This is a genomic window from Brachybacterium sp. sponge, from assembly GCF_001613775.1.
Taxonomy (GTDB): Bacteria; Actinomycetota; Actinomycetes; order Actinomycetales; family Dermabacteraceae; genus Brachybacterium; species Brachybacterium conglomeratum.
Genome location: NZ_LRMP01000002.1, coordinates 697,801 through 722,881 on the forward strand (window position 1 = coordinate 697,801; position 25,081 = coordinate 722,881).

General features: G+C 72.5%; 24 protein-coding genes. 17 read left to right on the forward strand and 7 right to left on the reverse strand.

Features of this window, described 5'->3' with window-relative positions; genetic code table 11:
- Positions 1-21: 21 nt before the first annotated feature.
- The 6 genes from pgsA to A4A78_RS11195 all read left to right on the forward strand — a co-directional run bounded on the left by pgsA (position 22) and on the right by A4A78_RS11195 (position 4,006).
- On the forward strand, positions 22-621 hold the full coding sequence (gene pgsA / locus A4A78_RS11170) for a CDP-diacylglycerol--glycerol-3-phosphate 3-phosphatidyltransferase (RefSeq protein ID WP_010551392.1): 600 nt from the start codon (positions 22-24) through the stop codon (positions 619-621).
- Entirely contained in the window at positions 618-1,124 is a 507-nt protein-coding gene (locus tag A4A78_RS11175; RefSeq protein WP_062949215.1) for a CinA family protein, read from the forward strand. Before pgsA ends, A4A78_RS11175 begins: the two co-directional genes overlap by 4 nt.
- Before the next feature lie 198 nt (positions 1,125-1,322).
- The gene (locus tag A4A78_RS11180) at positions 1,323-1,628 is read left to right on the forward strand and encodes a helix-turn-helix domain-containing protein (protein WP_062949217.1); all 306 of its coding nucleotides are present in this window, start codon (positions 1,323-1,325) and stop codon (positions 1,626-1,628) included.
- Between the two features lies 1 nt (position 1,629).
- Positions 1,630-1,854 carry a DUF3046 domain-containing protein gene (locus A4A78_RS11185; protein WP_010551395.1) on the forward strand — a complete coding sequence of 75 codons (225 nt, stop codon included), beginning with the start codon at positions 1,630-1,632 and terminating at the stop codon, positions 1,852-1,854.
- A 268-nt stretch (positions 1,855-2,122) separates the two neighbouring features.
- Positions 2,123-3,241 carry a recombinase RecA gene (gene recA / locus A4A78_RS11190; protein ID WP_062949219.1) on the forward strand — a complete coding sequence of 373 codons (1,119 nt, stop codon included), beginning with the start codon at positions 2,123-2,125 and terminating at the stop codon, positions 3,239-3,241.
- A gap of 3 nt (positions 3,242-3,244) precedes the next feature.
- Positions 3,245-4,006 (forward strand): regulatory protein RecX, encoded by a 762-nt coding sequence (locus tag A4A78_RS11195; protein ID WP_062949221.1) that lies wholly within the window; start codon positions 3,245-3,247, stop codon positions 4,004-4,006.
- A 45-nt stretch (positions 4,007-4,051) separates the two neighbouring features.
- On the opposite strand, the gene A4A78_RS11200 is transcribed toward A4A78_RS11195, so the two are convergent.
- Both A4A78_RS11200 and A4A78_RS11205 read right to left on the reverse strand, forming a co-directional pair.
- A complete protein-coding gene (locus A4A78_RS11200) occupies positions 4,052-6,088 on the reverse strand; it encodes a TRAP transporter permease (protein ID WP_197466670.1) in 2,037 nt (678 codons plus the stop codon).
- 1 nt (position 6,089) lies between these two features.
- The gene (locus A4A78_RS11205) at positions 6,090-7,103 is read right to left on the reverse strand and encodes a TAXI family TRAP transporter solute-binding subunit (RefSeq protein ID WP_062949223.1); all 1,014 of its coding nucleotides are present in this window, start codon (positions 7,101-7,103) and stop codon (positions 6,090-6,092) included.
- 186 nt (positions 7,104-7,289) lie between these two features.
- Here A4A78_RS11205 and miaB point away from each other — a divergent pair, with 186 nt between their 5' ends.
- Positions 7,290-8,855: a tRNA (N6-isopentenyl adenosine(37)-C2)-methylthiotransferase MiaB gene (miaB, locus tag A4A78_RS11210; protein ID WP_062949225.1), complete on the forward strand. Its 1,566-nt coding sequence runs from the start codon at positions 7,290-7,292 to the stop codon at positions 8,853-8,855.
- 156 nt (positions 8,856-9,011) lie between these two features.
- Here the strand turns inward: miaB and A4A78_RS11215 are convergent, their stop codons facing one another.
- The gene (locus A4A78_RS11215; RefSeq protein ID WP_082358605.1) at positions 9,012-9,434 is read right to left on the reverse strand and encodes a YbjN domain-containing protein; all 423 of its coding nucleotides are present in this window, start codon (positions 9,432-9,434) and stop codon (positions 9,012-9,014) included.
- A gap of 209 nt (positions 9,435-9,643) precedes the next feature.
- On the opposite strand from A4A78_RS11215, the gene miaA reads away from it, so the two are divergent.
- Both miaA and dapF read left to right on the forward strand, forming a co-directional pair.
- Entirely contained in the window at positions 9,644-10,627 is a 984-nt protein-coding gene (gene miaA / locus A4A78_RS11220) for a tRNA (adenosine(37)-N6)-dimethylallyltransferase MiaA (RefSeq protein WP_062949227.1), read from the forward strand.
- 9 nt (positions 10,628-10,636) lie between these two features.
- Positions 10,637-11,491, forward strand: a complete 855-nt coding sequence (gene dapF / locus A4A78_RS11225; RefSeq protein WP_062949229.1) for a diaminopimelate epimerase — start codon at positions 10,637-10,639, stop codon at positions 11,489-11,491.
- Between the two features lie 83 nt (positions 11,492-11,574).
- Here the strand turns inward: dapF and A4A78_RS11230 are convergent, their stop codons facing one another.
- The gene (locus tag A4A78_RS11230; protein WP_062949232.1) at positions 11,575-12,189 is read right to left on the reverse strand and encodes a class I SAM-dependent methyltransferase; all 615 of its coding nucleotides are present in this window, start codon (positions 12,187-12,189) and stop codon (positions 11,575-11,577) included.
- Positions 12,190-12,390: 201 nt separating this feature from the next.
- On the opposite strand from A4A78_RS11230, the gene hflX reads away from it, so the two are divergent.
- A complete protein-coding gene (gene hflX / locus A4A78_RS11235) occupies positions 12,391-13,950 on the forward strand; it encodes a GTPase HflX (RefSeq protein ID WP_062949236.1) in 1,560 nt (519 codons plus the stop codon).
- A gap of 146 nt (positions 13,951-14,096) precedes the next feature.
- Complete coding sequence (locus tag A4A78_RS11240; RefSeq protein ID WP_062949238.1) at positions 14,097-16,121, forward strand: ATP-dependent DNA helicase; 2,025 nt, start codon at positions 14,097-14,099, stop codon at positions 16,119-16,121.
- Positions 16,122-16,160: 39 nt separating this feature from the next.
- Here A4A78_RS11240 and lexA read toward each other — a convergent pair whose 3' ends face one another.
- Positions 16,161-16,856 (reverse strand): transcriptional repressor LexA, encoded by a 696-nt coding sequence (gene lexA / locus A4A78_RS11245; protein ID WP_062949240.1) that lies wholly within the window; start codon positions 16,854-16,856, stop codon positions 16,161-16,163.
- 170 nt (positions 16,857-17,026) lie between these two features.
- On the opposite strand from lexA, the gene A4A78_RS11250 reads away from it, so the two are divergent.
- On the forward strand, positions 17,027-17,422 hold the full coding sequence (locus tag A4A78_RS11250; protein ID WP_062949242.1) for a LysM peptidoglycan-binding domain-containing protein: 396 nt from the start codon (positions 17,027-17,029) through the stop codon (positions 17,420-17,422).
- 28 nt (positions 17,423-17,450) lie between these two features.
- A complete protein-coding gene (nrdR, locus tag A4A78_RS11255; RefSeq protein WP_062949244.1) occupies positions 17,451-17,939 on the forward strand; it encodes a transcriptional regulator NrdR in 489 nt (162 codons plus the stop codon).
- Positions 17,940-18,126: 187 nt separating this feature from the next.
- On the opposite strand, the gene A4A78_RS11260 is transcribed toward nrdR, so the two are convergent.
- Positions 18,127-20,394, reverse strand: a complete 2,268-nt coding sequence (locus tag A4A78_RS11260; protein WP_062949246.1) for an ATP-binding domain-containing protein — start codon at positions 20,392-20,394, stop codon at positions 18,127-18,129.
- Positions 20,395-20,547: 153 nt separating this feature from the next.
- On the opposite strand from A4A78_RS11260, the gene A4A78_RS11265 reads away from it, so the two are divergent.
- Positions 20,548-21,525, forward strand: a complete 978-nt coding sequence (locus tag A4A78_RS11265; RefSeq protein ID WP_062949248.1) for a proteasome assembly chaperone family protein — start codon at positions 20,548-20,550, stop codon at positions 21,523-21,525.
- A gap of 271 nt (positions 21,526-21,796) precedes the next feature.
- On the forward strand, positions 21,797-22,000 hold the full coding sequence (locus tag A4A78_RS11270) for a cold-shock protein (RefSeq protein ID WP_010551414.1): 204 nt from the start codon (positions 21,797-21,799) through the stop codon (positions 21,998-22,000).
- A gap of 177 nt (positions 22,001-22,177) precedes the next feature.
- On the opposite strand, the gene A4A78_RS11275 is transcribed toward A4A78_RS11270, so the two are convergent.
- Positions 22,178-23,011 carry a spermidine synthase gene (locus tag A4A78_RS11275; protein WP_062949250.1) on the reverse strand — a complete coding sequence of 278 codons (834 nt, stop codon included), beginning with the start codon at positions 23,009-23,011 and terminating at the stop codon, positions 22,178-22,180.
- Positions 23,012-23,222: 211 nt separating this feature from the next.
- Here A4A78_RS11275 and A4A78_RS11280 point away from each other — a divergent pair, with 211 nt between their 5' ends.
- Both A4A78_RS11280 and dinB read left to right on the forward strand, forming a co-directional pair.
- Positions 23,223-23,714 carry an SAV_6107 family HEPN domain-containing protein gene (locus A4A78_RS11280; RefSeq protein ID WP_062949252.1) on the forward strand — a complete coding sequence of 164 codons (492 nt, stop codon included), beginning with the start codon at positions 23,223-23,225 and terminating at the stop codon, positions 23,712-23,714.
- A 47-nt stretch (positions 23,715-23,761) separates the two neighbouring features.
- On the forward strand, positions 23,762-25,027 hold the full coding sequence (gene dinB / locus A4A78_RS11285; protein WP_062949254.1) for a DNA polymerase IV: 1,266 nt from the start codon (positions 23,762-23,764) through the stop codon (positions 25,025-25,027).
- Positions 25,028-25,081 lie beyond the last annotated feature (54 nt).

The following is a 25,081-nucleotide window of genomic DNA, read 5'->3' on the forward strand; positions in this document are numbered from 1 at the left end:
CGCCGCACCCCAGGAGCACCGATGACCACGAAGCCCGAGGCCGAGGTCCCGCTGTGGAACATCGCCAACATCCTCACCATGCTGCGCTGCGTCATGGTGCCGCTGCTGGTGGTGCTCGCGATCCTCTACCCCGACACCGTGCCGGGCCGCCTGCTCGTCGCCGCGGTGTTCGTCCTGGCGATGATCACCGACTTCGTCGACGGTCACCTCGCCCGCAGCCGCAACCTGATCACTGACTTCGGCAAGATCATGGACCCGATCGCGGACAAGGCGATCACGGGCGCGGCGCTGATCATGCTCTCGGTGTGGGAGTACGTCCCCTGGTGGATGACCGTGCTGATCCTGGTGCGCGAGATCGGCATCACCGTCATGCGCTTCACGATCCTGAAGTACGGGGCGCTGCCGGCGAACATGGCCGGCAAGGCGAAGACGATGGTGCAGTCCATCGCGATCACCTTCTGCCTCATCCCCTTCGAGCTGTGGTGGTCCCCGGCGCGCTGGATCGGCCTGGCCCTGGTGCTGCTGGCCGTGGTGCTGACCGTCTGGTCCGGCCTGGTGAACCTCAAGGACGGCCTGCGCCTGCGCCGTGAGGCGCTCTCGGCGGGGACCGGGCAGGCATGAGCGGGACTCCTGCCCCCGCGATCGACGCCGCCGCGGTGATCGACGCGGCCCGCGAGCGCGACTGGTCCCTCGCGACCGCCGAGTCCCTCACGGCCGGCGCGGTCGTGGCCCGACTGGTCGACGTGCCCGGTGCGAGCGATGTCGTCGCCGGGGGAGCGGCCTGCTACTCCTACACGGCGAAGAGCCGAGTGCTCGGCGTGGACGCCGGGCTGCTCGAGCGCACCGGCGCGGTGACCGCGGAGGTCGCCGCAGCGATGGCCGAGGGCGCGCAGTGGCTGTACGACGCGGACCTCGCCGTCTCCACGACCGGAGTGGCCGGCCCCGGCCCCGACGCGCGGGGTGTGCCGGAGGGCACGGTGCACCTCGGGATCGCCCGACGCGGCGGCCCCACCCGCACCCGTGAGGTCCGTCTCATCGGCGGGAGAGCCGAGATCCGGGCCCTCGCCGTCCAGGAGGCCCTCGCCGAGCTCGCCGCCGAGCTCGCCGATCCGTCCGAGTCCTGATCAGCCGGGGACGACGCGGACCTCTCCTCCCCGATGTCCACCGTGCACATCTCCAGCGAACCCTCGGACGTGGCCCACTACACTCTGGGGAACACTCTCGCGGGAGGACGCGTTGGGCTCCATGTGATGACGACGACGTACCGCATCCCAGAGGTGCATGAGAAGTTCATCCAGAGTCAGAGGAAGGGAGGAAGGTCCATGATCCTGTTCCGTCAGGAGCTGGGGGACGTGCTGCGCGATGCGCGCCGCGCCCAGGGCCGCACGCTGCGGCAGGTGTCCTCCGACGCGCGCGTCTCGCTGGGCTATCTCAGCGAGATCGAGCGCGGGCAGAAGGAGGCCTCCAGCGAGCTGCTCGTCTCCGTGACCGACGCCCTCGGTCTCCCGCTGTCCTTCGTGCTGCGCGAGGTCTCCGACCGCATCGCGGTCGCCGAGCGCGTGACGATCCCGGACACCGTCCCCGAGGGCCTCGCCGACGGCGCCGCCCCGCTGGTCGGCGCCAGCTGAGGTGCGGCGCAGCGAGTTCGCGGAGCTGGCCGATCACGTGTTCGGCCCGGCGCTGGCCCGCACCTACACCCACGACCTCGTGCTCGAGGAGGTCGGTGGCCTGACCGCCGCCGAGGCCCTCGAGCACGGGGTCGCCGTGCGTGCTGTGTGGACCGCGCTGTGCGAGGCGATGGAGGTCCCCGAGTCCGCCCGCTGGGAGATTCCCGTCGAGCAGCGACGACGCTGACGTCCCCTGGAGCCGGCGTCGCCGCCGGCGCCGCAGGGTCGCTGCGGAACACGCGGCGCGACACGCCCGCGGCCGACTTGAGTTCGAACGTCTGTTCGGTAGTCTGTGTCCGTCGGTCCCCGGGCATCGTGCCCGCCTCAGCACCTCTCCTCCCCAGCGCCCCGTCATCCACAGGGGCACCGGGGCAGCGGCGAATGTCGGGGTCGGCGCCTACTGTGGCCGCAAGGTCACCACGTCGGCCCACCCGGCCCTCAGGAAGGAACACCCCATGGCTGCATCGAAGTCCGCCCCCAAGTCCACCTCGAAGGATCGCGGCTCCTCCCTCGACAACGCCCTCGCCCAGATCGACCGCCAGTTCGGCAAGGGATCGATCATGCGGCTCGGCGACGATACCCGCCCGCCCGTCGAGGTCATCCCCACCGGCTCGGTCGCGCTGGACGCCGCCCTCGGCGTCGGCGGCCTGCCCCGCGGCCGCATCGTCGAGATCTACGGTCCGGAGTCCTCGGGCAAGACCACCGTCGCCCTCCACGCGGTCGCCAACGCGCAGCGCAACGGCGGCATCGCCGCGTTCATCGACGCCGAGCACGCGCTGGACCCCGAGTACGCCAAGAAGCTCGGCGTGGACACCGACGCCCTGCTGGTCTCCCAGCCGGACACCGGCGAGCAGGCCCTCGAGATCACCGACATGCTGATCCGCTCCGGCGCGCTGGACATCGTCGTGGTCGACTCCGTCGCCGCGCTCGTGCCCAAGGCCGAGATCGAGGGCGAGATGGGCGACTCCCACGTCGGCCTCCAGGCGCGCCTCATGTCGCAGGCACTGCGCAAGCTCACCGGCGCGCTGTCCTCCTCGGGCACCACCGCGATCTTCATCAACCAGCTGCGCGAGAAGATCGGCGTCTTCTTCGGCAGCCCCGAGACCACCACCGGCGGCAAGGCGCTGAAGTTCTACGCCTCGGTCCGCATGGACATCCGCCGCATCGAGACCCTGAAGTCCGGCTCCGACGCCGTCGGCAACCGCACCCGCGTCAAGGTCGTCAAGAACAAGATGGCCCCGCCCTTCAAGCAGGCCGAGTTCGACATCCTCTACGGCGAGGGCATCTCCCGCGAGGGCGGCCTGATCGATCTCGGCGTGGAGCACGGCGTGGTCCGCAAGTCCGGCGCCTGGTTCACCTACGAGGGCGACCAGCTGGGGCAGGGCAAGGAGAACTCCCGCCAGTTCCTCAAGGACAACCCCGATCTCGCCGCGGAGATCGAGGAGAAGATCCTGCGCACCCTCGGCGTCGGCAAGTACGCCGCGGAGCAGTCCGCCCCCGAGGCCGAGGTCGGAGCCGAGGACGTGCTGGGCGAGGACGAGTTCCTCGACGAGGACGTCCCCGCCAACATCTGAGCGATGACTCCTCGGCACCACCCCGGCGGCGCCGGCGATCAGCAGGTGGTCGGCGCCGCCGACGTCCCCGCACGGTCCGGGGGCGCGGACCCGCACGCAGCCCGGTCCGTGACCCGCTCCCGGGGCTCGAGCTCCCCGGAGGAGGCCCCCGCCCGGCGCCCGCACCCTGCGCAGCAGGTGACCGAGCAGCTCGCCGCGCGCACCCGCGAGATCCTCGAGCGGCCCCGTCCCGAGCAGAGCGAGGAGCAGCGCGCCCGCGAGAAGGCGGTCGTGCACGAGTGCCGCTACCTGATGCGTCTGCTGTCCACGCGGCGCCGCTCCGAGGGCGAGATGCGCGGCCGTCTGGCCGAGCGAGAGGTGCCCGCGGACGTCGCCCACGAGACGATGGCCCGGATCGCCCGCGCTGACCTGATCGACGACGCCGCGTTCGCCCGCGAGTGGGTCCAGCAGCGCCGCGTGCTGCGCGCCCTCGGCGACGAGGCGCTGCGCCGCGAGCTCGAGGCGCGGCGAGTCGACGCCGAGCTGATCGAGGCCGCCCTCTCGGACGGGCAGGGCGACGAGGAGCAGCGCTGCCGCGAGCTGGTCCGCTCCCGCATCGACCATCGCGACCGGGAGCGGCTCCGGGAGGAGCGCGACGGCAGCCACCGCCGCCGGCTCTCCCGCCGGCTCGATGCGCTCCTGACCCGCAAAGGCTATCCGGGCGACCTCGCCGTCCACGTCATCGCCGGGGAGCTGCGCGCCGCGGCCGAGGACCCCGCCGCCTGAGCGCCTGCGCTCGGGCGGCGGGGCCCTCCGGCTCGTGCACCCGCGTCAGGACGCGGAGGCGGCCCCCTCGGCGGCGTCCTCCCGCTCTGCCCCCGGGGTGCCGTCGCCGCGGGAGCCGCGGCGCGCGATGAGCTGCATGACCACGGCCGCTGCGGCGAGCCCCATGCCCACCACGGAGACGACGATCTGCGGATAGACCATCAGCGCTCCGCCGAGCAGCAGCAGGATCCGCTCCAGGACGCTGGTCCGCCCGAAGAAGTAGCCCGCCAGCCCGGCCGAGATCACCATCATCCCCAGCACCAGGGTGACCAGCGCCAGGATCAGCTCGGCGATCGTCCCCTGCAGCAGCAGGGACGGCTCCAGGACGAACACGAAGGGGATCAGGAACGCCGCGATCGCGAGCTTGACCGCCGTGACCCCGGTCCTCATCGGGTTCGCCCCGGCGATCCCCGCGCCGGCATAGGCCGCGAGGCACACCGGCGGGGTGATGTCGGCGAGGATCCCGAAGAAGAACACGAACATGTGCGCCGCGATGACGGGGACATCGAAGTTGTTGATCAGGATCGGTGCCGCGATCGTCGCGGTGACGACGTAGTTCGCAGTGGTCGGCAGCCCCATGCCCAGGATCAGGCAGACGATCATCGTCATCAGCAGCACCAGCAGGAAGTTGCCCTGGGCGATGTCGATGATCGAACCGCCCAGCCGGCTGCCCAGCCCCGTGCTCGTGACGGTGCCGGCGACGATGCCGGCGGTGGCGCAGGCGGCGATCACCGGCAGCGCGGTGCGAGCACCCGCCTCCAGCGTCTGCACGATCCCGACGAAGCCCAGCCGTGTCGACTTCCGCAGGAAGCTCAGGACGAAGGCGGCGCCGATGCCCCACAGCGCCGCGCGCGCCGGGGAGAAGCCGTCCAGCATCATCCACACGATGATCACCAGCGGGATGATCAGGTCCGCCCGCGTCAGCAGGGACTTCCACGACGGGAGCATCGAGCCGGGCAGGCCGCCGAGCCCGTTGCGCTTGGCGTCGAAGTGGACCGAGAGCATGACGCCGAGGAAGTACAGCAGCGCGGGGATGATCGCGATGACAATGATCTCCGCATAGGGAACGCCCGTGTACTCGGCCATGATGAACGCGGCGGCACCCATGATCGGCGGCATGAGCTGCCCGCCGGTGGAGGCGGTGGCCTCGGTGGCCCCGGCGACGTGCGGCTTGAACCCGGCCTTCTTCATGATCGGGATCGTGAAGGACCCCGAGGCCACGGTGTTGGCGACCGAGGAGCCGGAGATCATCCCCTGCAGGCCGCTCGCGGCGACCGCGGCCTTGGCCGGGCCGCCGGTGAAACGCCCGGCGAGACGGAACGCGAGGTCGTTGAAGAACACGCCGATGTTCGTGCGGATCAGCACGACCGCGAACAGCAGGAACAGGAAGATGAAGGTCGAGGAGACCTGGATCGGGGTGCCGAACACCCCCGAGCGCGCGGTGAAGAACGTGCCGACCGCGTAGTTCTGCCAGCTCATCCCGTACACGAAGATCGAGTACACGATCGCGAGGGACGCGATGATCACGATCGGCAGCCCCACGCAGCGCCTGGTGGCCTCAAGGACCAGCAGGATCCCCAGGGCGGCGACGATGTAGTCGATCTCCCGGAACCCCATGATCTGCACCAGGTTGCTGGTCAGATGCCGGTACTCGACGACGATGTACAGGTTCGCGCCGAGCGAGAGGACCGCCAGGACCGCGTCGTACCAGGGCACCCCGTTCGTCAGGCTCACGCGCTTGTTGATCGGGTAGAGCAGGAAGATGATCGAGGTCGCGCCGCCGAGGTGGATCGCGCCCTGGATGAGGGAGGGGCGCGAGCCGAAGACCCCGGTGTAGAGGTGGAACAGCGTCAGCGCGATCGACAGTCCGCCCACGATCCAGACCCAGGCGCCGAGCCCGGTGCGGAAACGGCTCGCACTGTCGTGCTCCCGCAGCAGCTCCTCCGTCTGCTCCTCGGCCTCCTTCATGGACTCCGCGTCGAGCGGGACGTCGAGCGAGGAGTCCTCCGGCCGAGGAGCGGACGGGGTGTCGGCAGTGCTCATCTCAGAGGAGCCCCTGCTCCTGGTAGTACTTCTCGGCACCGGGGTGGAAGGGGACGTCGCCCTGGCCGAACAGGGCGTAGTCGTGCGTGATCAGCTCGCTCTGCGGGAGGGTGATCTGATCGGCGAACTCGAAGGTCGCCGCCGTGATCTCGTAGGCCACCTCGGGGCTGACCTGGCTGGTCGAGGCGACCAGCGCCGCGGCGACCGACAGCGTGGTCAGCGGCTCGGTCACGAAGTCGTAGGCGCCGGGCTCGATCGTGTAGACCTCGTACAGGGACCCGTCGGCGATCTCCTGCGCCGTGTCCTCGTCGAGAGAGAGCAGCGTGACCTCGTTCGTGGCGGCGAGGTCGCCGAGCGATCCGGTCGGGGTGCCGACCACGAAGATCGAGGCGTCGATGTTGCCGTCCCGCAGGAGGTCCAGCGAGCTGGAGAAGTCCTGCTCGAAGGGCTCGTAGTCGCCCTCGGCGATCCCGTAGGCGGCGAGGATCGCGTCGGAGACCGCACGGGTGCCGGAGCCGACGTCGCCCACGGCGATCCGCTTGCCCTTGAGATCCGCGACCGACGCGAAGCCGCCCTCGGTCAGCGTCACCATGTGGGCGGCCTCCGGGTAGAGCGCGGCGATCCAGCCGAGGTTGTCGACCTGCGCGCCCTCGAAGTCGGCGGAGCCGGTGACCGCGGCGTTCGCGGTGTCGGACTGCGCGATCCCGAGCTGCCACTCGCCCTGGAAGATCATCCCGATGTTCTCGACCGAGGCGCCGGAGTCGGTGTAGTTGACGGTGATGCCCTCGATGTTGTCCTGGTAGATGCTCGCGTACTCGCCCCCGAGCGGGTAGTACACGCCGGCGGTGCCGCCGGTGCCGAAGGTGAGGTCGGTGACGAAGTCGCCCTCGCCGCCCTCGGCGGGAGCCCCGCCCTCGCCCCCTCCGGATCCTCCGTCGTCGCCGCACGCGGCGAGCACGCCGGCTCCCAGGATCGAAGCGCCCAGGGCGGCAAAGCTGCGTCGTCGCATTCGCATGTCTACTCCTCGTCGGGGTCGTCACCGGGGAGCAGGCACCGATCGGACAGCTGTGTCTAATCGGCCTCCCCGCAGGTCATGCCCACCCTAGGTGCTCGTGGCATGAGGACGGTCACTTCATGGTGATCGTTTCCGCCCTGTGACCTGTGGGGCCCGCCGCACCGTGCGCCGTACCCTGGATCCACTATGTCTCTCACCGCCCCCGCCCCGCAGCGCGGCACCTACCAGGTGCGCACCTTCGGCTGCCAGATGAACGTGCACGACTCCGAGCGCCTCACCGGCATGCTCGAGGGCTCCGGCTACATCGCCGCGCCGAAGGACGCCGATCCGCGCCGCGGCGAGGTCGACGTGATCGTGTTCAACACCTGCGCGGTCCGGGAGAACGCGGACAACAAGCTCTACGGCACCCTCGGCGGGCTCCGCCCCGGCAAGGACGCGAACCCGGGGATGCAGATCGCCGTCGGCGGCTGCCTCGCGCAGAAGGACCGCGCCGCGATCGTCGAGCGCGCCCCGTGGGTCGACGTCGTCTTCGGCACCCACAACATCGGCTCGCTTCCGGTGCTGCTGGACCGTGCCCGCCACAACGCCGAGGCGCAGGTCGAGATCCTCGAGTCGCTCGACGTCTTCCCCTCGACGCTGCCCACCCGGCGCGAGTCCGCCTATGCGGCGTGGGTGTCGATCTCCGTGGGCTGCAACAACACGTGCACCTTCTGCATCGTCCCCTCCCTGCGCGGCAAGGAGAAGGACCGTCGCCCCGGCGACGTCCTCGCTGAGGTGCGCGACGTGGTCGACTCCGGCGCCATCGAGGTGACGCTGCTGGGCCAGAACGTGAACTCCTACGGCGTGGAGTTCGGGGACCGCGGCGCCTTCGCGAAGCTGCTGCGCGCCTGCGGCGACGTCGAGGGCCTGGAGAGGGTGCGCTTCACCTCCCCGCACCCGGCGATGTTCACCGACGACGTCATCGACGCGATGGCCGAGACGGACAACGTCATGCCTCAGCTGCACATGCCGCTGCAGTCCGGCTCCGACGACGTGCTGCGCCGGATGAAGCGCTCCTACCGCTCCAAGAAGTTCCTCGGCATCCTGGACCGGGTCCGGGAGCGGATCCCTGAGGCCGCGATCACCACCGACATCATCGTCGGCTTCCCCGGCGAGACCGAGGACGACTTCCAGCGCACCCTCGAGGTGGTCGAGGCCTCCCGCTTCTCCAGCGCCTTCACCTTCCAGTACTCCATCCGCCCCGGCACCCCCGCCGCGACCATGGAGGACCAGATCCCCAAGGAGGTCGTCCAGGAGCGGTTCGAGCGGCTCGTCGCCCTCCAGGACCGCATCGCCCACGAGGAGAACCTGGCCCAGGAGGGGCGCGGCGTGGAGATTCTCGTCGCCGAGGGCGAGGGGGATCGCGACGCCGAGACCCGCCGTCTCTCCGGCCGCGCCCGCGACCACCGCCTGGTGCACTTCTCGCTGCCGACGGACCTGCCCGAGGCGCAGCGCCCCCGCCCCGGTGACCTGGTCACCGCCACGGTCACCCATGCCGCGCCGCACTACCTCATCGCCGACAGCGCGCTCGAGGCGGGCACGCCCCCGAGGCCGGGGGACCCGCGCTTCTCGGTGCGCCGCACCCGCTCCGGCGATGCCTGGGAGGCGGGCGTGCAGGGCCTGGACGCGGGCGGCTCCTGCGGCACCGGCCACGGCGGGGCGGCGCCGGCCGGACCGGTCACACTCGGAATGCCGAGCCTGCGCCGCGGCTGAGCCCGCCGACGGCCGAGCCCGCGGCTGATCGGGCCCGCCGCAGGTGGTCCCGGGAGTCGGCCGGCGCCGTCGGCCGCACACCTCCGCACACACAGGAGCCGGGGCCCTCGCGATCGCTCGCGAGGGCCCCGGCTCGTGGTGCACGGGAGGCGGACCTCAGGTGTCGAGGTCGTCGAGCTCGGCGCCGAGGCGCTCCTCCAGGCTGTGGAAGAAGGCGATCACGGTGCTGAGTCCGCACTTGATCGCGCTGTCGATCTGGGAGTCGAGGGCGCCGGCGCGGAAGTCCGCGGCCAGCTCGCCGTAGACGCCGAGGAGACCCTCGGACTCGCGGCGCACGTAGACCTTCGGCCAGATGCGGTTCATGTTCCACTCGTTGCAGAGCTTGACCATCTCGACCTTGCGCGAGACGTCCACCGAATGGCTCCAGCGGCCGCGGGTCTGCAGCACGCCGAGGTCCTCTCCGGTGAGCATGAACTGGAAGCGGTAGTCGTCGAAGCGAGCGCGGACGATCTCCGCGTGCTCATCGTCCTCGACGAAGGCATAGCCATGGCGCGTGAGGCTCTCCTCGAGCCTCGCCATGGTCACAGGGGCCAGACCAGTGGCCGAGTCCGTCCTGACAGGGGACTCGTTCGGTGCAGTCACTTCCCACCTCGGGCGTTGGACGTAGGGCCTGGCAGGCGTGTCCGTGCCAGGATCGCCGATCACCCTACTCCCTCCACCGGGGAACAGGGCAGGGCCCGTGCCACGGGGAGCCCGGTGACACCTCCCACACGACTACAGTGCGGGCTGTGGAGCACAGCGCGCAGGACCCCGCCCCCGCCTCGGCGGCGACTCCGCTGATCGCCGTGGTAGGCGCGACCGCGACGGGCAAGTCGGACCTCGCGATCGCCCTGGCCAGGCAGCTCGACGGCGAGGTGATCAACGCCGACGCCCTCCAGCTGTACCGCGGCATGGACATCGGCACCGCGAAGGTCACCCCCGAGGAGCGCGCCGGGGTGCCCCATCACCTGCTGGACGTCCTCGAGGTCACCGAGGAGGCCAGCGTCTCCGCCTATCAGCGCGACGCGCGCGGGGCGATCGCCGCGATCCGGTCCCGGGGCAGGACCCCGATCCTGGTCGGCGGCTCCGGGCTGTACGTGCGCGCCGTGCTCGACGACATCGAGTTCCCGCCCACCGACGCCGCCCTCCGCGAGCGCCTCGAGCAGCGCATCGCGCAGGAGGGGACGGCGGCGCTGCACCGCGAGCTCGCCGCGAGCGACCCCGAGGCCGCCGGGATCATCGGCCCCCGCGACGCCCGCCGGATCGTGCGCGCCCTCGAGGTCGGCACCCTCACCGGGCGTCCCTTCACCGCGTTCCTGCCGCGCCCCTTGTACGCCGACGCCTCCACCGTGCAGATCGGGTTGCGCCGCGACCGCGCCCTGCTCCACGAACGGATCGCCGTGCGCGTGGACCGCATGGTCGAGGCCGGACTGCTCGAGGAGATCCGCGCGCTGCGGGAGAAGGGACTGGACCGCGGACTCACCGCACGCCGGGCGATCGGCTACGAGCAGGGCCTGGCCGTGCTCGACGGCACCCTCGACTGCGCCCAGGCGATCCAGGACACGGTCACCGGCACCCGCCGGCTGGTCCGCAAGCAGGACACCTGGTTCCGCCGCGATGCGCGCGTGCGCTGGCTCGACGCGGACGAGGACCCGGGCGGCTCCTCACTCCTCCGTCGGGCGCTCGCCGTCCTCGAGACGCAGGACACGGCGGCCGACGGGGCCCGGCCGTAGGCTTCCTCCATGAGCGCACCCCTCGCCTTCACCAAGGGCCACGGCACCGAGAACGACTTCGTGATCCTCGACGACCCCGACGGCCGGCTCGAGCTGGATGCCGTCCGCGTCGCCGCGCTCGCCGACCGCCGGGCCGGGATCGGCGGCGACGGCGTGATCCGCGCCGTCCGCTCCCGCGCCGCCGAGATCGACGCCACCGCCGACGCGCCCGAATGGTTCATGGACTACCGCAACGCCGACGGCTCGATCGCCGAGATGTGCGGCAACGGGGTCCGCGTGCTGGCCGCGCACCTCCAGCGGGCCGGGCACGTGCGCGAGGACCGCTTCGCGATCCTCACCCGGGCCGGCGTGCGCACCGTCGAGATCCTCGAGCGGCCGACGGGCCCCGGCGCGCCCTGGCAGGTCCGCGTCGGCATGGGCGCCTCGCGCACGGTCCCGGAGGCGCGCACGGTCGAGATCGCCGGGCTGCGCCTGAGCGCGACCGACGTCGACATGGGCAACCCCCACGCGGTCGCCTTCCTGCCCGCGGACGTGGACCTCGACGGCCTCGATCTCTCCCGCCGACCCGCCCTGGCCCCGGAGCCCGCGGAGGGGGCGAACATCGAGCTGGTCAGCGAGCGCGGTCCGCACCACGTGGCGATGCGCGTCCACGAGCGCGGGGTGGGGGAGACCCGCTCCTGCGGCACCGGCGTCGCCGCCGTCGCGGTCGCCGCGGCGCTGCGCGCCGGGGACGGGTCCCGCACGCCGTGGACGGTGGACGTGCCCGGCGGACGGCTCGAGGTGGGCTGGACCGAGGAGGGGGAGGTCACGCTCAGCGGCCCCGCCCAGCTGGTCGCCGACGGGACGACCCTGCTGAGCGACTGATCGACTGATCGCCTGAGGGCCTGAGCGGCTGGCCCCCGGTCACCGGTGCGCGGCGGCGGGGCGGGAGCGCTGCCGCCGAATCGTCAGCTCTCGGGACCGATCTCCAGCACCCGGAAGCCCTTCGCGCTCGCCGCCTTGCCGACCTCGCGCTCGGGCAGCAGCTCGCCGAGCCAGCGCGCGAGCGGGTCGGCGCCGAGGTTCTTCCCCACCACCAGCGCGGCGGTGCCCGTCGGCCGCAGACGCGCCGTCCACTCGCGCAGGAGATCGTGCAGCGCCGGCTTCCCGATGCGGATCGGCGGGTTTGACCACAGGGTGTCCACGGCGAGATCCCCGGGGACCTCCTCCGGCGCGAGAACCCGCAGGTTCTCCACGCCCGCACGACGAGCGTTCTCGGCGGTGAGCTCCCGGGCCCGCTCGCTGACGTCCACCGCCCACACCTCGACCCCGGGATGCAGCAGCGCCGCTGTCAGCGCTATCGGCCCCCAGCCGCAGCCGAGGTCCACCAGCGTGCCCCCTTCCGGGGGCTCCGCGACCTCGTCGAGCCGGTCCAGCAGCACCGCCGTCGCCTTGTCGAGCCCGTGCCCGCTGAACACGGCGGAGGAGGAGACGAGGTCCAGGTCCCGCCCGGCCAGACGCACCGGCAGCGGGAATCGACGGTCCGGGGCGGAGGGGTTCGCGGTGAAGTAGTGCTCGTCCACCCCCGCAGGATACGGAGCCCCGGCCCCTGACGGCGACGCACGGCGCCGCGGCCCGCGCCCTGGACCCGGGCGTGCCCCCGTGCTCGTGGGCGTGATCCGACCGTGATCCGGCTCCGCCCAGCGCAAAATCCCTCGACCCGGCCGACGGGACGTGGGATTCTGGGACGACCTCTTCACCCGACCCTAAGGAGTGCCCCGATCGTGCCCATCGCCTTCCATCCCGAACCCGATTCCGACCTCGACGTCGACGGGACCAGCACGGGAAGGACCGGGGCCGTCGAGCACTCTCCCGCAGCGGAGGACCCCGCACCCGCCGGCCCCCGTCGCGACCCGCTCACCGAGCGGATCCTCTCCCGCGGCGACGCCTCCGCCCAGGCCACCACCTTCTCCTCGGAGGCCGACGGCGAGCAGTACGACCTCGCCGACCGCCAGGCGCTGCGCCGCGTCGCCGGGCTCTCCACCGAGCTCGAGGACGTCTCCGAGGTCGAGTACCGCCAGCTGCGTCTGGAGCGCGTGGTCCTCGCGGGCCTGTACACCAGCGGCAACGCCGACGAGGCCGAGACGAGCCTGCGCGAGCTCGCCGCGCTCGCCGAGACCGCCGGCTCCGAGGTGCTCGACGGGATCCTCCAGCGCCGTGCCCACCCCGACCCCGCGACCTTCCTGGGCAAGGGCAAGGCCGCCGAGCTCGCCGACATCGTCGCCGAGTCCGGGGCGGACACCGTGATCGCCGACGGCGAGCTCGCCCCCGGCCAGCGCCGTGCCCTCGAGGACATCGTCAAGGTCAAGGTCATCGACCGCACCGCCCTGATCCTCGACATCTTCGCCCAGCACGCGAAGTCCCGGGAGGGCAAGGCCCAGGTCGAGCTCGCCCAGCTCGAGTACCTCCTGCCGCGACTGCGCGGCTGGGGCGAGTCCATGTCCCGCCAGGCCGGCGGCCAGGTGGGCGGCGCCGGGGCCGGCATGGGCTCCCGCGGCCCGGGCGAGACGAAGATCGAGCTGGACCGCCGTCGCATCCGCGACCGGATGGCGAAGCTGCGCCGCGAGATCCGGCTCATGGCCCCCGGACGCGAGGCGCAGCGCGCCGACCGCCGCCGCCACCAGGTGCCGGCCGTCGCGATCGCCGGCTACACCAACGCCGGGAAGTCCTCCCTGCTGAACCGGCTCACCGGGGCCGGGGTGCTGGTCGAGAACGCGCTGTTCGCGACCCTGGACCCGACCGTCCGCCGCGCCACCACGCCCGACGGGCGCGAGTTCACCTTCGCCGACACCGTCGGCTTCGTCCGCCACCTGCCCACGCAGCTGGTCGAGGCGTTCCGCTCGACGCTCGAGGAGGTGGGCGACTCGGACCTGCTCCTGCACGTCGTGGACGCCTCCCATCCCGACCCCGAGGGGCAGGTCACCGCGGTCCGCACCGTGCTCGGCGAGATCGAGGGCTTCGACGTCCCCGAGATCGTCGTGCTGAACAAGGCCGATCTCGCCGCGCCCGAGACCATCGCGCGCCTGCGCAGCCAGGTCGAGGTCAGCGCCGTGGTCTCCGCCCGCACGGGGGAGGGGATCGAGGAGCTGCGCGAGCTGATCGCCGAGCGACTGCCGCGCCCCGCGGTCGAGGTCGACGTGGTCGTGCCGTACTCGCGCGGCGACCTCGTCTCCCGCGCCCACACCACCGGGGAGGTCCTCGCCGAGGAGCACCTGATGGAGGGGACCCGCGTGCACGCGCTCGTGGACGAGACCCTCGCCGCGGAGATGGACGCCTCGTCCTGACTCCGCGGCGCGACGGATGACCCCGGAGCCCCGACGATCCGGTGCCGCGGGTGCCCCGGGGGCGCCGAGGCCCCGGGCGGCGGGAGATCGGGCACACCGGGGTGCGCCTCGGCGGGTCCCGTCTCCCGCGCGGATACGCTGATCCGATGACCTCCGCACCCGAGCATCCCGTCGCCCCGGCGGCGGCCGACGTCCCGCTGTCGGACCTGATGGATGCCGCGGTCTCCGCCGTCGGAGGCTCTCCCCGCCCCGGCCAGCAGACGATGGCGGAGGCGGTCGACCTGGCGATGTCCGGCGGCCGGCACCTCCTGGTCCAGGCGGGCACCGGCACCGGCAAGTCGCTGGGATATCTGGTGCCCGCGATGCGGCACGCCCTGGTCACCGGACGCCCCGTGGTCATCTCCACGGCGACGATCGCGCTGCAGACCCAGATCGTGCGCAAGGACCTGCCGCGACTCGCGGAGGCGCTCGCCCCGCACCTGCCGCGCACCCCCACCTTCGCGCTGCTCAAGGGACGTGCGAACTACCTGTGCAAGCACAAGATCGCCGGCGGCTATCCGGTCGACATCGAGCCCGGCGCCCTGTTCTCCGAGGCGTCCTCGGACCCGTCCCGCACCGGCGGCGAGAAGCTCGGCACGCAGGTCAAGCGCCTGCGGGAATGGGCGGAGGAGACCGACACCGGCGACCGCGACTCCCTCGAGGACGCCGTCTCGGACCGTGCCTGGCGCCAGGTGTCCGTCACAGGGAACCAGTGCATCGGCACCTCCTGCCCGATGGTCCAGGACTGCTTCGCCGAGCGCAGCCGCGAGGTCGCGCGCGAGGTGGACGTGGTCGTGACGAACCATGCGCTGCTCGCGATCGACTCCTTCGACCGCCACGGCATCATCCCCGAGCACGACGTCGTCGTCTTCGACGAGGCCCATGACCTCACCGCACGGGTCACGAGCGCTGTCACCGAGATCCTCAACCCCGGCATGCTCCGCGGGGCGGTGCGGGACCTGCGCGGCCTCGGCGTCGCGGCGACCGCGCTGGACGACGCAGGGGAGGAGCTGCGCGCCGCGCTCGAGCTCGCCCCCGACGGGCGCGTGCTCGGGGACCTGCCCGATCAGCTCGCCGACGCCGTCGGCCACGTCCGCGTCGAGGCGCGCACCGCCCACTCGGACGCGAAGGACGCCGGCGACGACTCCTCCGCCGGGGCGCGCAAGACGGTGCGGGCGAACCTGCAGGAGATCATCGACGTGTGCGAGCGCCTGACCGACCCGGGCGAGGACGACGTCGTCTCCGTCTCCCGCGGGCAGGCGACCGGCCGGGCCTCGCTGCAGGTCGCGCCGCTGAGCGTGGCGGCGGCGATGCGCGGCGCGATCCTCGAGGACCGCACCGCGGTGCTGACCTCCGCGACGCTCGCCCTCGGCGGCCGCTTCGAGCCGGCCGCCGGGGAGGTGGGCCTCGCCCGCCGCGGACGGGTCGCCGAGGACGAGATCCCCGCCGCCGAGGACTCCGGGGCCTGGGCGGGCATCGACGTGGGCAGCCCCTTCGACTACCGGCGCCAGGGCATCCTCTACACTGCCCGCCATCTCCCGCAGCCGGGCCGGGACGGCCCCTCACCGGCGATGCTGGACCACCTCACCGAGCTGGTGGAGGCCTCGCGCGGGGGAGCGCTGTGCCTGTTCTCCTCGCGCCGCGGCGCGGAGATCGCCGCTGAGCACGTCCGCGCACGGCTGGACCTGACCGTCGCGGTGCAGGGCGAGGACTCCATGGCGAACCTCGTGCGCACCTTCCGGGAGGACGAGGACGCGAGCCTGTTCGGCACGCTCACGCTGTGGCAGGGCGTGGACGTCTCCGGCCGCTCGCTGCGCCTGGTCACCATCGACCGGATCCCGTTCCCCCGCCCGGACGACCCGCTGATGTCGGCCCGGCAGGAGCGGATCGCCCAGCACGGCGGCAACGGCTTCATGGCCGTCGCCGGCCAGCACGCCGCGCTGCTGCTGGCCCAGGGGGCGGGGCGGCTGATCCGGCGGGAGACGGACCGCGGGATGGTCGCCGTGCTCGATCCGCGGCTGTCGACGGCGCGGTACGGCTCGTTCCTGCGCGAGTCGATGCCGCCGCTGTGGCCGACGGCCGACCCCGAGGTCGCCCTCGGCGCGCTCCGGAGGCTCGCCGCGGATTCCTGAGGCTCGCCGCGGACTCCTGAGGCGCGCGAGCCCGGGCGCTCAGACGGAGCGCAGCACCGCGACGACCTTGCCGAGGATCTCGGCGTGGTCGCCGAGGATCGGTGCGAAGGCCGGGTTGTGCGGCATCAGCCAGACGTGGTCGTCGCGCTGCACGAAGGTCTTCACCGTCGCCTCGCCGTCGATCATCGCGGCGACGATCTCACCCTTCTCCGCGGTGCTCTGCGAGCGGACCACGACCCAGTCCCCGTCGCAGATCGCGGCGTCGATCATCGAGTCGCCGACCACCTGCAGCAGGAAGAGGTCCCCGCCGCCGACGAGGCGCTCGGGAAGGGTGAAGACGTCCTCGACCTGCTCCTCGGCGGTGATCGGGATGCCGGCGGCGATCCGGCCCACCAGCGGGACGCTCACCGAGCTGCCGCCGGGCTCGATCTCCACGGGCGGCGCGGGGGCGTCGTCGGCCTCCGGCATCACGACCTCCATCGCGCGCGGGCGCTTGGGGTCACGGCGCAGGAAGCCCTTGCGCTCGAGGGTCTGCAGCTGGTGGGCGACGGAGGACGAGGAGGTCAGGCCCACGGCATCGCCGATCTCGCGCATCGACGGCGGGTAGCCGCGGGTGGCGACGGCCTCGTTGATCGTCTCCAGCACGAGGCGCTGACGGCGCGTCAGACCGGCCGTGCGCTCGTCGGCCGGCGCGTCGCCGCGCGCCCGGGTCGGCTTGGGGGTGCTCGGCGTCATCGTGCGGCCTCCTGGCGTCGTCTGTCGGACCCATCGGGTTCCGTTGTCCTCGTGGCCCAGCGTAGGGCGGCACGCGGCGGATGCCAAACATGTGTTCGATGTTCCTCTTGCGTGTCGCGAGCGCTGCGGGCTACAGTCGCACAGAGATTCGATCGAACAGGAGTTCGGAGATGCGTACCCACACCGCCACGGTCCTTCCCTTCCCGCGGCAGGACGAGCAGGCCCGCGAGGTCGTCGCTCGACCGCGTGTTCGACTCGAGCCGACCCGCCGCGGCCGGCGCCTCCTCACGGGCGTCGCCTTCCTGCTCGGCCTCGCGGTCGCCGCGATCGCCCTCCTCGCGCTCGACCTCCCCGCAGCCCTCGCCGGCACCGAGCCCGCCCAGCCCGCCGTGATCACGGTCGAGACGGGCGACACGCTCTGGGACTACGCCGCCGAGCATGCCCCCGAGGGCATGGACGAGGCCGAGTTCGTCGACGAGGTCCGCAGCCTCAACCACCTGCCCACCGGGCGGATCACTGCCGGTCAGCAGCTCGAGCTGCCCGCGGCGGAGGATGCCTCGCGCTGAGCGGGGGTCGTGCCGGTACCCTGAGCGGATGCACTGTCCGTTCTGCCGCCACCCCGATTCGCGCGTCGTCGACTCGCGCACGTCCGACGACGGCGCGACGATCCGGCGTCGCCGTCAGTGCCCCAGCTGCTCGCGACGCTTCTCCACCTCGGAGACCGCCTCGCTGTCGGTCCTCAAGCGGTCCGGGGTGAGCGAGCCCTTCAGCCGGGCGAAGGTCATCTCCGGCGTCCGCAAGGCCTGCCAGGGCCGTCCGGTCAGCGACGATCAGCTGGCCCTGCTCGCCCAGCGGGTCGAGGAGACCATCCGGCTCAGCGGGCAGGCGGAGATCGACGCCCACCAGGTGGGCCTGTCGATCCTGCAGCCGCTCCAGGAGCTGGACCTCGTGGCCTACCTGCGCTTCGCGAGCGTCTACCAGGACTTCGACTCCCTCGACGACTTCGAGGCCGCGATCGCGCGACTGCGCGCCGAGCGCTCCCAGGTGCAGGGAGCGACCTCCGGGGGCGGCGCGACGGGCTGAGCGCCGCCGGCCGTCTGCACGGATCCGGGGAGATTCCTGGACCTGGTGCAGGAGGGGGTCGGACTGTGCTTAAGATATTCCTCGTGCACCGACGAGGTGCACACCAGATCGGCGGTCGTGGAGGGGAAGCCACGGCCGCCGATCGCCGTCCCGGGGCGCTGAGGTCCCGGCGGCGCCGGCGAAGGGGTCAGCCCGCCATCCCGGCCGGGAGCTCCCGGGCATGGACCACCCCGAGATGCTGCGTGGAGCGCGACATCGCGACGTAGAGGTCGCCCGCGCCGTGCGCGTCGATCAGCTCCGCCGGCTCCACGATCACCACGATGTCGAACTCCAGGCCCTTCGCGTCCTGCGCCGTCATCACGGCGACCTCGTCGTCGACCCCCGCCGAGCCGATGCCGACCGTCGGCACGGACTCGAGGGAGCCGATCGCGGCGGCGAGATCGCGGAGGCGCTCGGCCGCGGCGATCACGGCGATCCGTCCCGGCAGGCGCTCGTGCACGCGGCGCACCGCCTCGGCGCTGCGTGCGGTGAGCTCGGCGGGGGAGACCAGCTCGAGCAGCGGGTCCTCGTCACCGTCCCGGACCGAGCTGACCTCGGTGACCGGCAGCGAGTGGGCCTGCGCCATCGCGACCGCGCGGTCCATGATCCGGCGCGGGGTGCGGTAGTTGACGGTCAGGTGCTCCACCTGCAGCCGGTCCTGGATGTACGGGGACAGCGCCGGGGTCCACGAGTCGGTGCCGCCGGCGGAGGAGGTCTGCGCGACGTCGCCCACCACGGTGAAGGACTTGGTGGGGGCGCGGCGCATCAGCGCCCGCCAGCTCATCGGGGAGTGCTCCTGCGCCTCGTCGACCACGACATGGCCGTAGGTCCAGGAGCGTTCGGAGGAGGCGCGCTCGGCGAGGGTGCGGCCGTCGCGGATCTGCCCGACCTGGTCGGCGAGGTCCTCCGCCCGGACGATGCCGGAGGTGTCGATGTTCTCGATGACCTTGCGCGCGTACTCCACGTCCGCGCGGCGCCTCTCGGCATCGTCCTTGGCCTTCGCCTCGGCCGGGGCAGCGTCCTCGCCGAGGAGCTCGGCCACCTCGTCCAGCAGCGGCACGTCCTCGACCGTCCAGGGTGAGTCCTTGGGGCGCAGCAGCAGGTCGACCTGCCCGGCGAGGGAGCGCGGCGCCGCTGCCCGGAGCCGGTCGGGACGCGCGAAGAGGATCCGCAGGAAGCCCTGCGGGGTGTAGGGGAGCCAGGCCAGGTTCAGCTGCCGCTTCACCTCGGGGTCGTGGCGGAGGTCGGAGAGCAGGTCCGGTCGATCCTCCGGCACGATCGTGGAGCCCTGCGCGACGAGCGCGCGCTCGTAGGCCTCGACCAGGCGGTCCATCGCCGCGCGGACGAACACGGCGCGGGCCGCGTTGTGGGGCTTGTGCGTGGCGCGGGCCTCGCGCCGGGCGTCGCGGAGCATGTCCCGGGTGAGCACGAGCGGCGTGCCGTCGATCCGCAGCCTCACGTCCTTCTCGGGGACCGCCTGTCGCTGCTTGACCGCGCGGGAGAGCAGCTCCGCCATCGCGGCATCGCCCTTGAGGCGTGCCACGTCGTCGACGTCGTGGGTGAAGGTCTCGACCCCGGGGAACATCTCGCCCGGCGTCATCATCACCACGCCGGACTCGCCGAGGCTGGGCAGGACGCGTTCGATGTAGCGCAGGAACCCGGGGGTGGGCGCCATGATCAGCACGCCCGTGTGCTCGAGCCGGCGGCGGTGTGTGTACAGGAGGTAGGCGGCGCGGTGCAGCGCCACGGCGGTCTTGCCGGTGCCCGGTCCGCCCTGGACCACGAGCACGCCGCGGTTCTCGGAGCGGATGATCCGGTCCTGCTCGGCCTGGATGGTCGCGACGATGTCGCCCATCCGGCCGGTGCGCGTGCCGGAGACGGCGGCGAGCAGCGCTCCCTCGCCCTGGAGGACCACGTCGTGGTCCTCGTCCTCGAGCACGCTCTGGTCCAGCACGTCGTCCTCGAGGCCGACGACGGTGCGGCCGCGGCTGATCAGGTGCCGGCGCAGGCGCACGTCGAGGCGCTCGGTGCTGGTCGCGCGGTAGAAGGCGGCGGCGGCCGGGGCGCGCCAGTCCACCAGCAGCTGCTCGCGCTCGGGGGTGAACAGGCCGATCCGGCCGATGTAGTGGCGTGCGGCGTCGTCCATGTCCAGGCGTCCGAAGACGACGCTGCGGGACACGGAGCGCAGCAGGGCGAGGCGGTCCTCGTAGAGGGCCATGAAGGAGTCGCGCTCGGAGCGGTTCTGGTGGGTCGAGGCCTGCTGCGACCCCTGGATCCGGTCGAGGTTCCGCTCGACGTGGGTGATCAGCTCGTCGACCCGGGCGTAGAGGAGATCGGCGTACTCCTGCTCCCGGGCGATCTCCCGAGCGACCTGCTCCTCGGCCTCCCGAGCGACCTGCTCCTCGGTCCCGTCCACTGGTCTGCCCCTTCCGGTCGCTGCTCCACCTGCCGCGCCCTCCCGGGCGGACCCGGGGTCGGCGAGGCACGGTGGTCCATTATGGTGGACCCGCCTGGATGCGTGTGCCATCAGGTCACCGACATCTCCACGGCAGCGAGGGAGGAGAGCCCGATGCGCGATCCCCGTGATCTGTACCGCTTCGAGTCGACCGAGGTCCTCGAGGCTGTGCCCCGTTCGGGACTCACCCTCGTCCACGCCCTGCCCGGCATGGTCGACGCCGGCAACGCCTGCCGCATCGCCGCCGACTACCTCCGCGACGAGCTGCGGCATCTGCGCCTGGTCTCCTTCGAGACCGACGAGCTGCTGGACTACCGCGGCTCCCGCCCGCAGGCCACCTTCGACGGCACCTCCTTCTCCGAGGTCGCGATCCCGGAGATCACGCTCTGGCTGATGTACGACGAGAGCGACCGCCCCTTCCTCTTCCTCGACGGTCCGGAGCCTGACCTGCAGTGGAAGCGGCTCGCCGAGGCGCTCATCGACCTCGTGGAGTACTTCGAGGTCGAGCGGGTGGTGGGCATGCAGGCCGTGCCGATGGCGGTCCCGCACACCCGGCCGATCGGTCTGTTCGCGCATGCCAACGACCCCTCGCTGCTGGGACGCCCCGGCACGCGCCCCACGCCGGCGCCGGGCACCGACCCCTCCGAGGGGGAGGAGGGCGCCTCCGAGCTCGTGATCCCCGCCGCCTTCAGCTCCCTGCTCGAGAACCGGCTGGGGAGGGCCGGGCATCCGGCGATGGGCTACGCCGCCCAGATCCCGCACTACCTCACCCGCACCGACTTCCCCGCCGGCGCTCTCGCGCTGCTGCGACGGGTGAGCGAGGCCGCCGAGCTCGACCTCCCGCTCGTGCACCTCGGCGACCTCACCGATGCCGCTACCGTCGCGCTGCAGGGCACCCTCGCCCAGAACGGCGAGGTCCACCAGATCGTCAGCGCCCTCGAGGAGCAGTACGACGCGATGAGCGAGGGGGAGGACCGCTCTCCGCTGGCGACCACGCTGGACCTGCCCACGGCCGAGGAGATCGGGGAGCACTTCGAGCGCTTCCTCGCGGACCACGAGGACGACCCGGGCGACGGGACGCGGGAGGGCTGAGCCTCCCGGGCCCTCGCGAGGGAGCCGTCGATCACAGTTCGTTATGTCTTCGTGACCAGGTGTTCGCCATCGACGTGTGAAGCGGGCCACGGTCGTGTCAGAATGGGCGCGTTGCGGTGATGCAGTTCCAGCAGGACAGTCCGTCGACGGTGCCTCCGGCACAGCAGTACGGCACGCACCATTGCGCCACCCGCTCCGGCGGGGGACGGCTTCACGCGGCACCGCGATCGCGTCGTGCGATCGATGATGGACGACACAGAAGGTGACAGGTATGGCACAGGGCTCGGTCAAGTGGTTCAACGCCGAAAAGGGCTACGGATTCATCGAGATCGACGGAGGCGGCGCAGACGTCTTCGTGCATCACAGCAAGATCGACATGGACGGCTACCGCGCCCTCGACGAGGGTCAGCGTGTGGAGTTCGAGGTCAGCCAGGGGGACAAGGGCCCGCAGGCCGAGCAGGTCCGCCCGCTCTGACCACGGAACTCCCGTGAACCCACGGACCGGGCAGGAGCATCGCGCTCCTGCCCGGTCCGTCGTCGTCGGGGGATGATCCGCACGTCCGACGGCGCGGTCGACGGGATGGCGCCGTGCGGGCGCCCCTGCGGCGCGAGGCCCCCGCCCCGGGGGCATGCCGGGATCTGAGCCGACGGGTCAGTCGCCGCCCAGCACCGTCCCGGCCCGGGCCAGGGCGAGCACCCGGTCCTGCCGGGCGAGCCGCACCGAGACAGCGTCCGAGCGCAGGGCCCGGTCGACGCCGTCGGGCAGCGGTCGCTGGGAAGCCAGGAGCACGCAGTTCCCGCGGCGCTTGCCGGTCAGATGCGCCGGCTCGGCGATGACGCCGACGTGCGAGAAGACGGCCGAGAGCGTCGCGACCTCGTCGGCCAGCAGTCGCGTCCCGGGCGGTGCGGCGCAGTTGGCGAGATAGAGGCCCCCGGGTCGCAGCACCCGCGCCGCATCGCGGACCGCCGCGAGCCCGATCAGCTCCGGCGGGGTGAGGGAGCCGGCGAAGACGTCCCTGACCAGCACGTCGAAGCGGTCCTCCCGCCAGTCCGCGAGCGCCGTGCGCGCGTCGTCGACCCGCAGGCGCAGCCGGGGCGAGCGCGGCAGGTCGAACCACTCCCTCACCCGCTCGGCCAGCAGGGCGTCGAGCTCCACCACGATCTGCCGTGCACGGGGGTGGCGGGACGCGACGGCGCGGGGGAGGGAGCAGCCGCCGCCTCCCAGATGGGCGAGCTGGGCGGCGCGCTCCTCGTCGGACTCCTCGAGATGGAGGTCGATCACCTGCAGCATCCAGCGCATGTACTCGAACACCAGGTGCTCCGGATCGGGATGCAGGTGCGAGGAGGGGACGCCGTTGACGTCCAGCAGCACCGAGCCGTCGGTCTCGACCGTGAGCCGCGCGGTGCCGGTGGAGATGGGGATCGCCGTGTCCAGCGGGCCGAGGCTGTCGAAGGGGGCGCGCGGGGCGCGATCACGGCGGGGCATCGCACCACTCTAGGAGACGCGCCGCGGAGGGCCGTGCCGCCCACCTCTCCTCCCCAGCCCCCGCTCGTCCCCAGCAGGGCCCGCTCGGGCGTCGTCCGTCACACCCTCCGCCTAACGTTCAGGACACGAGGCCGGGGCGAGACCGGCCGGCGCCGGACACCCCGCGCGACGGGCGGCACCGAGGACAGCACCGAGCAGGAGGAGGAGCGCGATGGGCACCACCACGGCACGCAGCGGAGGGCAGCACCCCGAGACGGTCCTGCGCTCGGACGCCCGCTCCCTGAAACTGCTCCTCGCCCGCCTCGATCAGGACCAGGCCGATCTCGAGCGGGCGCGGCAGCTGCTCCAGCAGGGACGCGAGCTCGCCCCCGTCGCCCCTCGCGAGGCCTTCGAGCTCGTCCACCGCGCCGCGCTCCGCGGCGCCGGGGTGCTCGTCGCCCGCGCGAACCGCGAGCGCCGTCGGGCGCTGCCGCTGAACGTCTGGACCGCGCTGGAGCGACTGGGAGGGGAGGAGGCCCGGCGGGCGGAGACGCTCGGCCCCCTGGTCGCCGAGCGCACCCGCCTGGACCGGGACGCCTCGGCGCTGCCGGACCCCGAGCTGCTCGCCGAGCACCTGGAGGGGACCACGGCCCACCTGGACCGCGTCGCCGAGAAGCTCCTCGAGGGCCTGCCCGTCCCGCTCGCGGAGCTGTCTGAGGACTGAGCGTCCGCCGTGCCCGCCCGGTACAGTCCTCGGCGAGGGAGGTGGCGATGGGAACGGGCACGCGCACCGTCCGCACGGCGGACGGACCGGAGGAGATCCCGGGGATCCTCCACCTGGACATGGACGCCTTCTTCGCCTCCATCGAGGTGCGCGACGATCCGTCGCTGCGCGGACTGCCCGTCGTCGTCGGAGGCGCCGGCGCCCGGGGAGTCGTCGCCGCGGCGAGCTATCCCGCCCGCGCCCGCGGCATCCGGTCGGCGATGCCCATGGCGAGCGCCCGCCGCCTCGCCCCCGACCTCGTGATCGTCCCGCCCCGGATCGCGCACTACCGCGAGGTCTCCTCCCAGGTCATGAGGATCCTCGGGGACGTCGTGGCGGACATCGAGCAGATCAGCGTCGACGAGGCGTTCCTCGACGTGCGCGGTGCGCGCCGGCTCTTCGGCGAGCCCGTCGAGATCGCCGACCTGCTGCGGCGACGCATCCGCGAGGAGCTCGCGCTGCCCAGCTCGGTGGGCGGCTCGGTCTCCCGGGCCGTCGCGAAGATCGCCTCCGCCCGGGCGAAGCCCGACGGGATGCTGATCGTTCCCGCCGACCGGACGGCCGAGTTCCTCGCCCCTCTGCCCGTCGGCGCGATCTCCGGCGTCGGCCCCAAGGCGCAGGCGGCCCTCGAACGGCTCGGCGTGCGCACCATCGGACAGCTGCGGGAGGTCCCCACCAGCACCCTCGCCCGTGCGCTCGGCCCGCGCACCCCCGAGATCCTCGCGCTCGCCGACGGCAGCGACCGCACCGGGCTCGGCCACCGCACGAAGGACCGGTCGCTGGGGACGGAGCGGACCTGGGACGAGGACCTCACCGACCCCGCGGAGGTGCGCCGGCGCATCACGATGATGGCCGACGAGGTCTCCCGGCAGCTGCGCCGCTCGGGCTTCGTCTCCCGCACCGTCGTGCTCAAGCTCCGCGCCCCCGACGGCACGACGCTCTCCCGCTCCTCCACCTTCGACCAGCCCACCGCGAGCGGCGAACGACTGAGGGAGCACGTGGTCGCGCTCTGGGAGAGGGAGCGCCCGACGATGCGCAGGGTACGGCTCGCCGGGGTCCGCGCGACCCAGCTCGAGCCCGCCGCCGGGGTGTCCCTGCAGTCGGAGCTCAGCGCGAGGCCGGCCGGCTGGACCGATCTGGAGGCCGCGATGGACCGCGCCCGCGACCGCTTCGGCAGCGCGAGCCTGAGCAGGGGGTCCACCCTCGAGCCGGGGCGTGCCGAGGTGCCGCCGACGGAGTCGCCGGCGCCGGGGGAGTCGTCACCGGGACGGTGAGCGGAGGCGCCTCGCACAGATGGTTCCCATAACTCAGGAAGACGCTCTAAACTG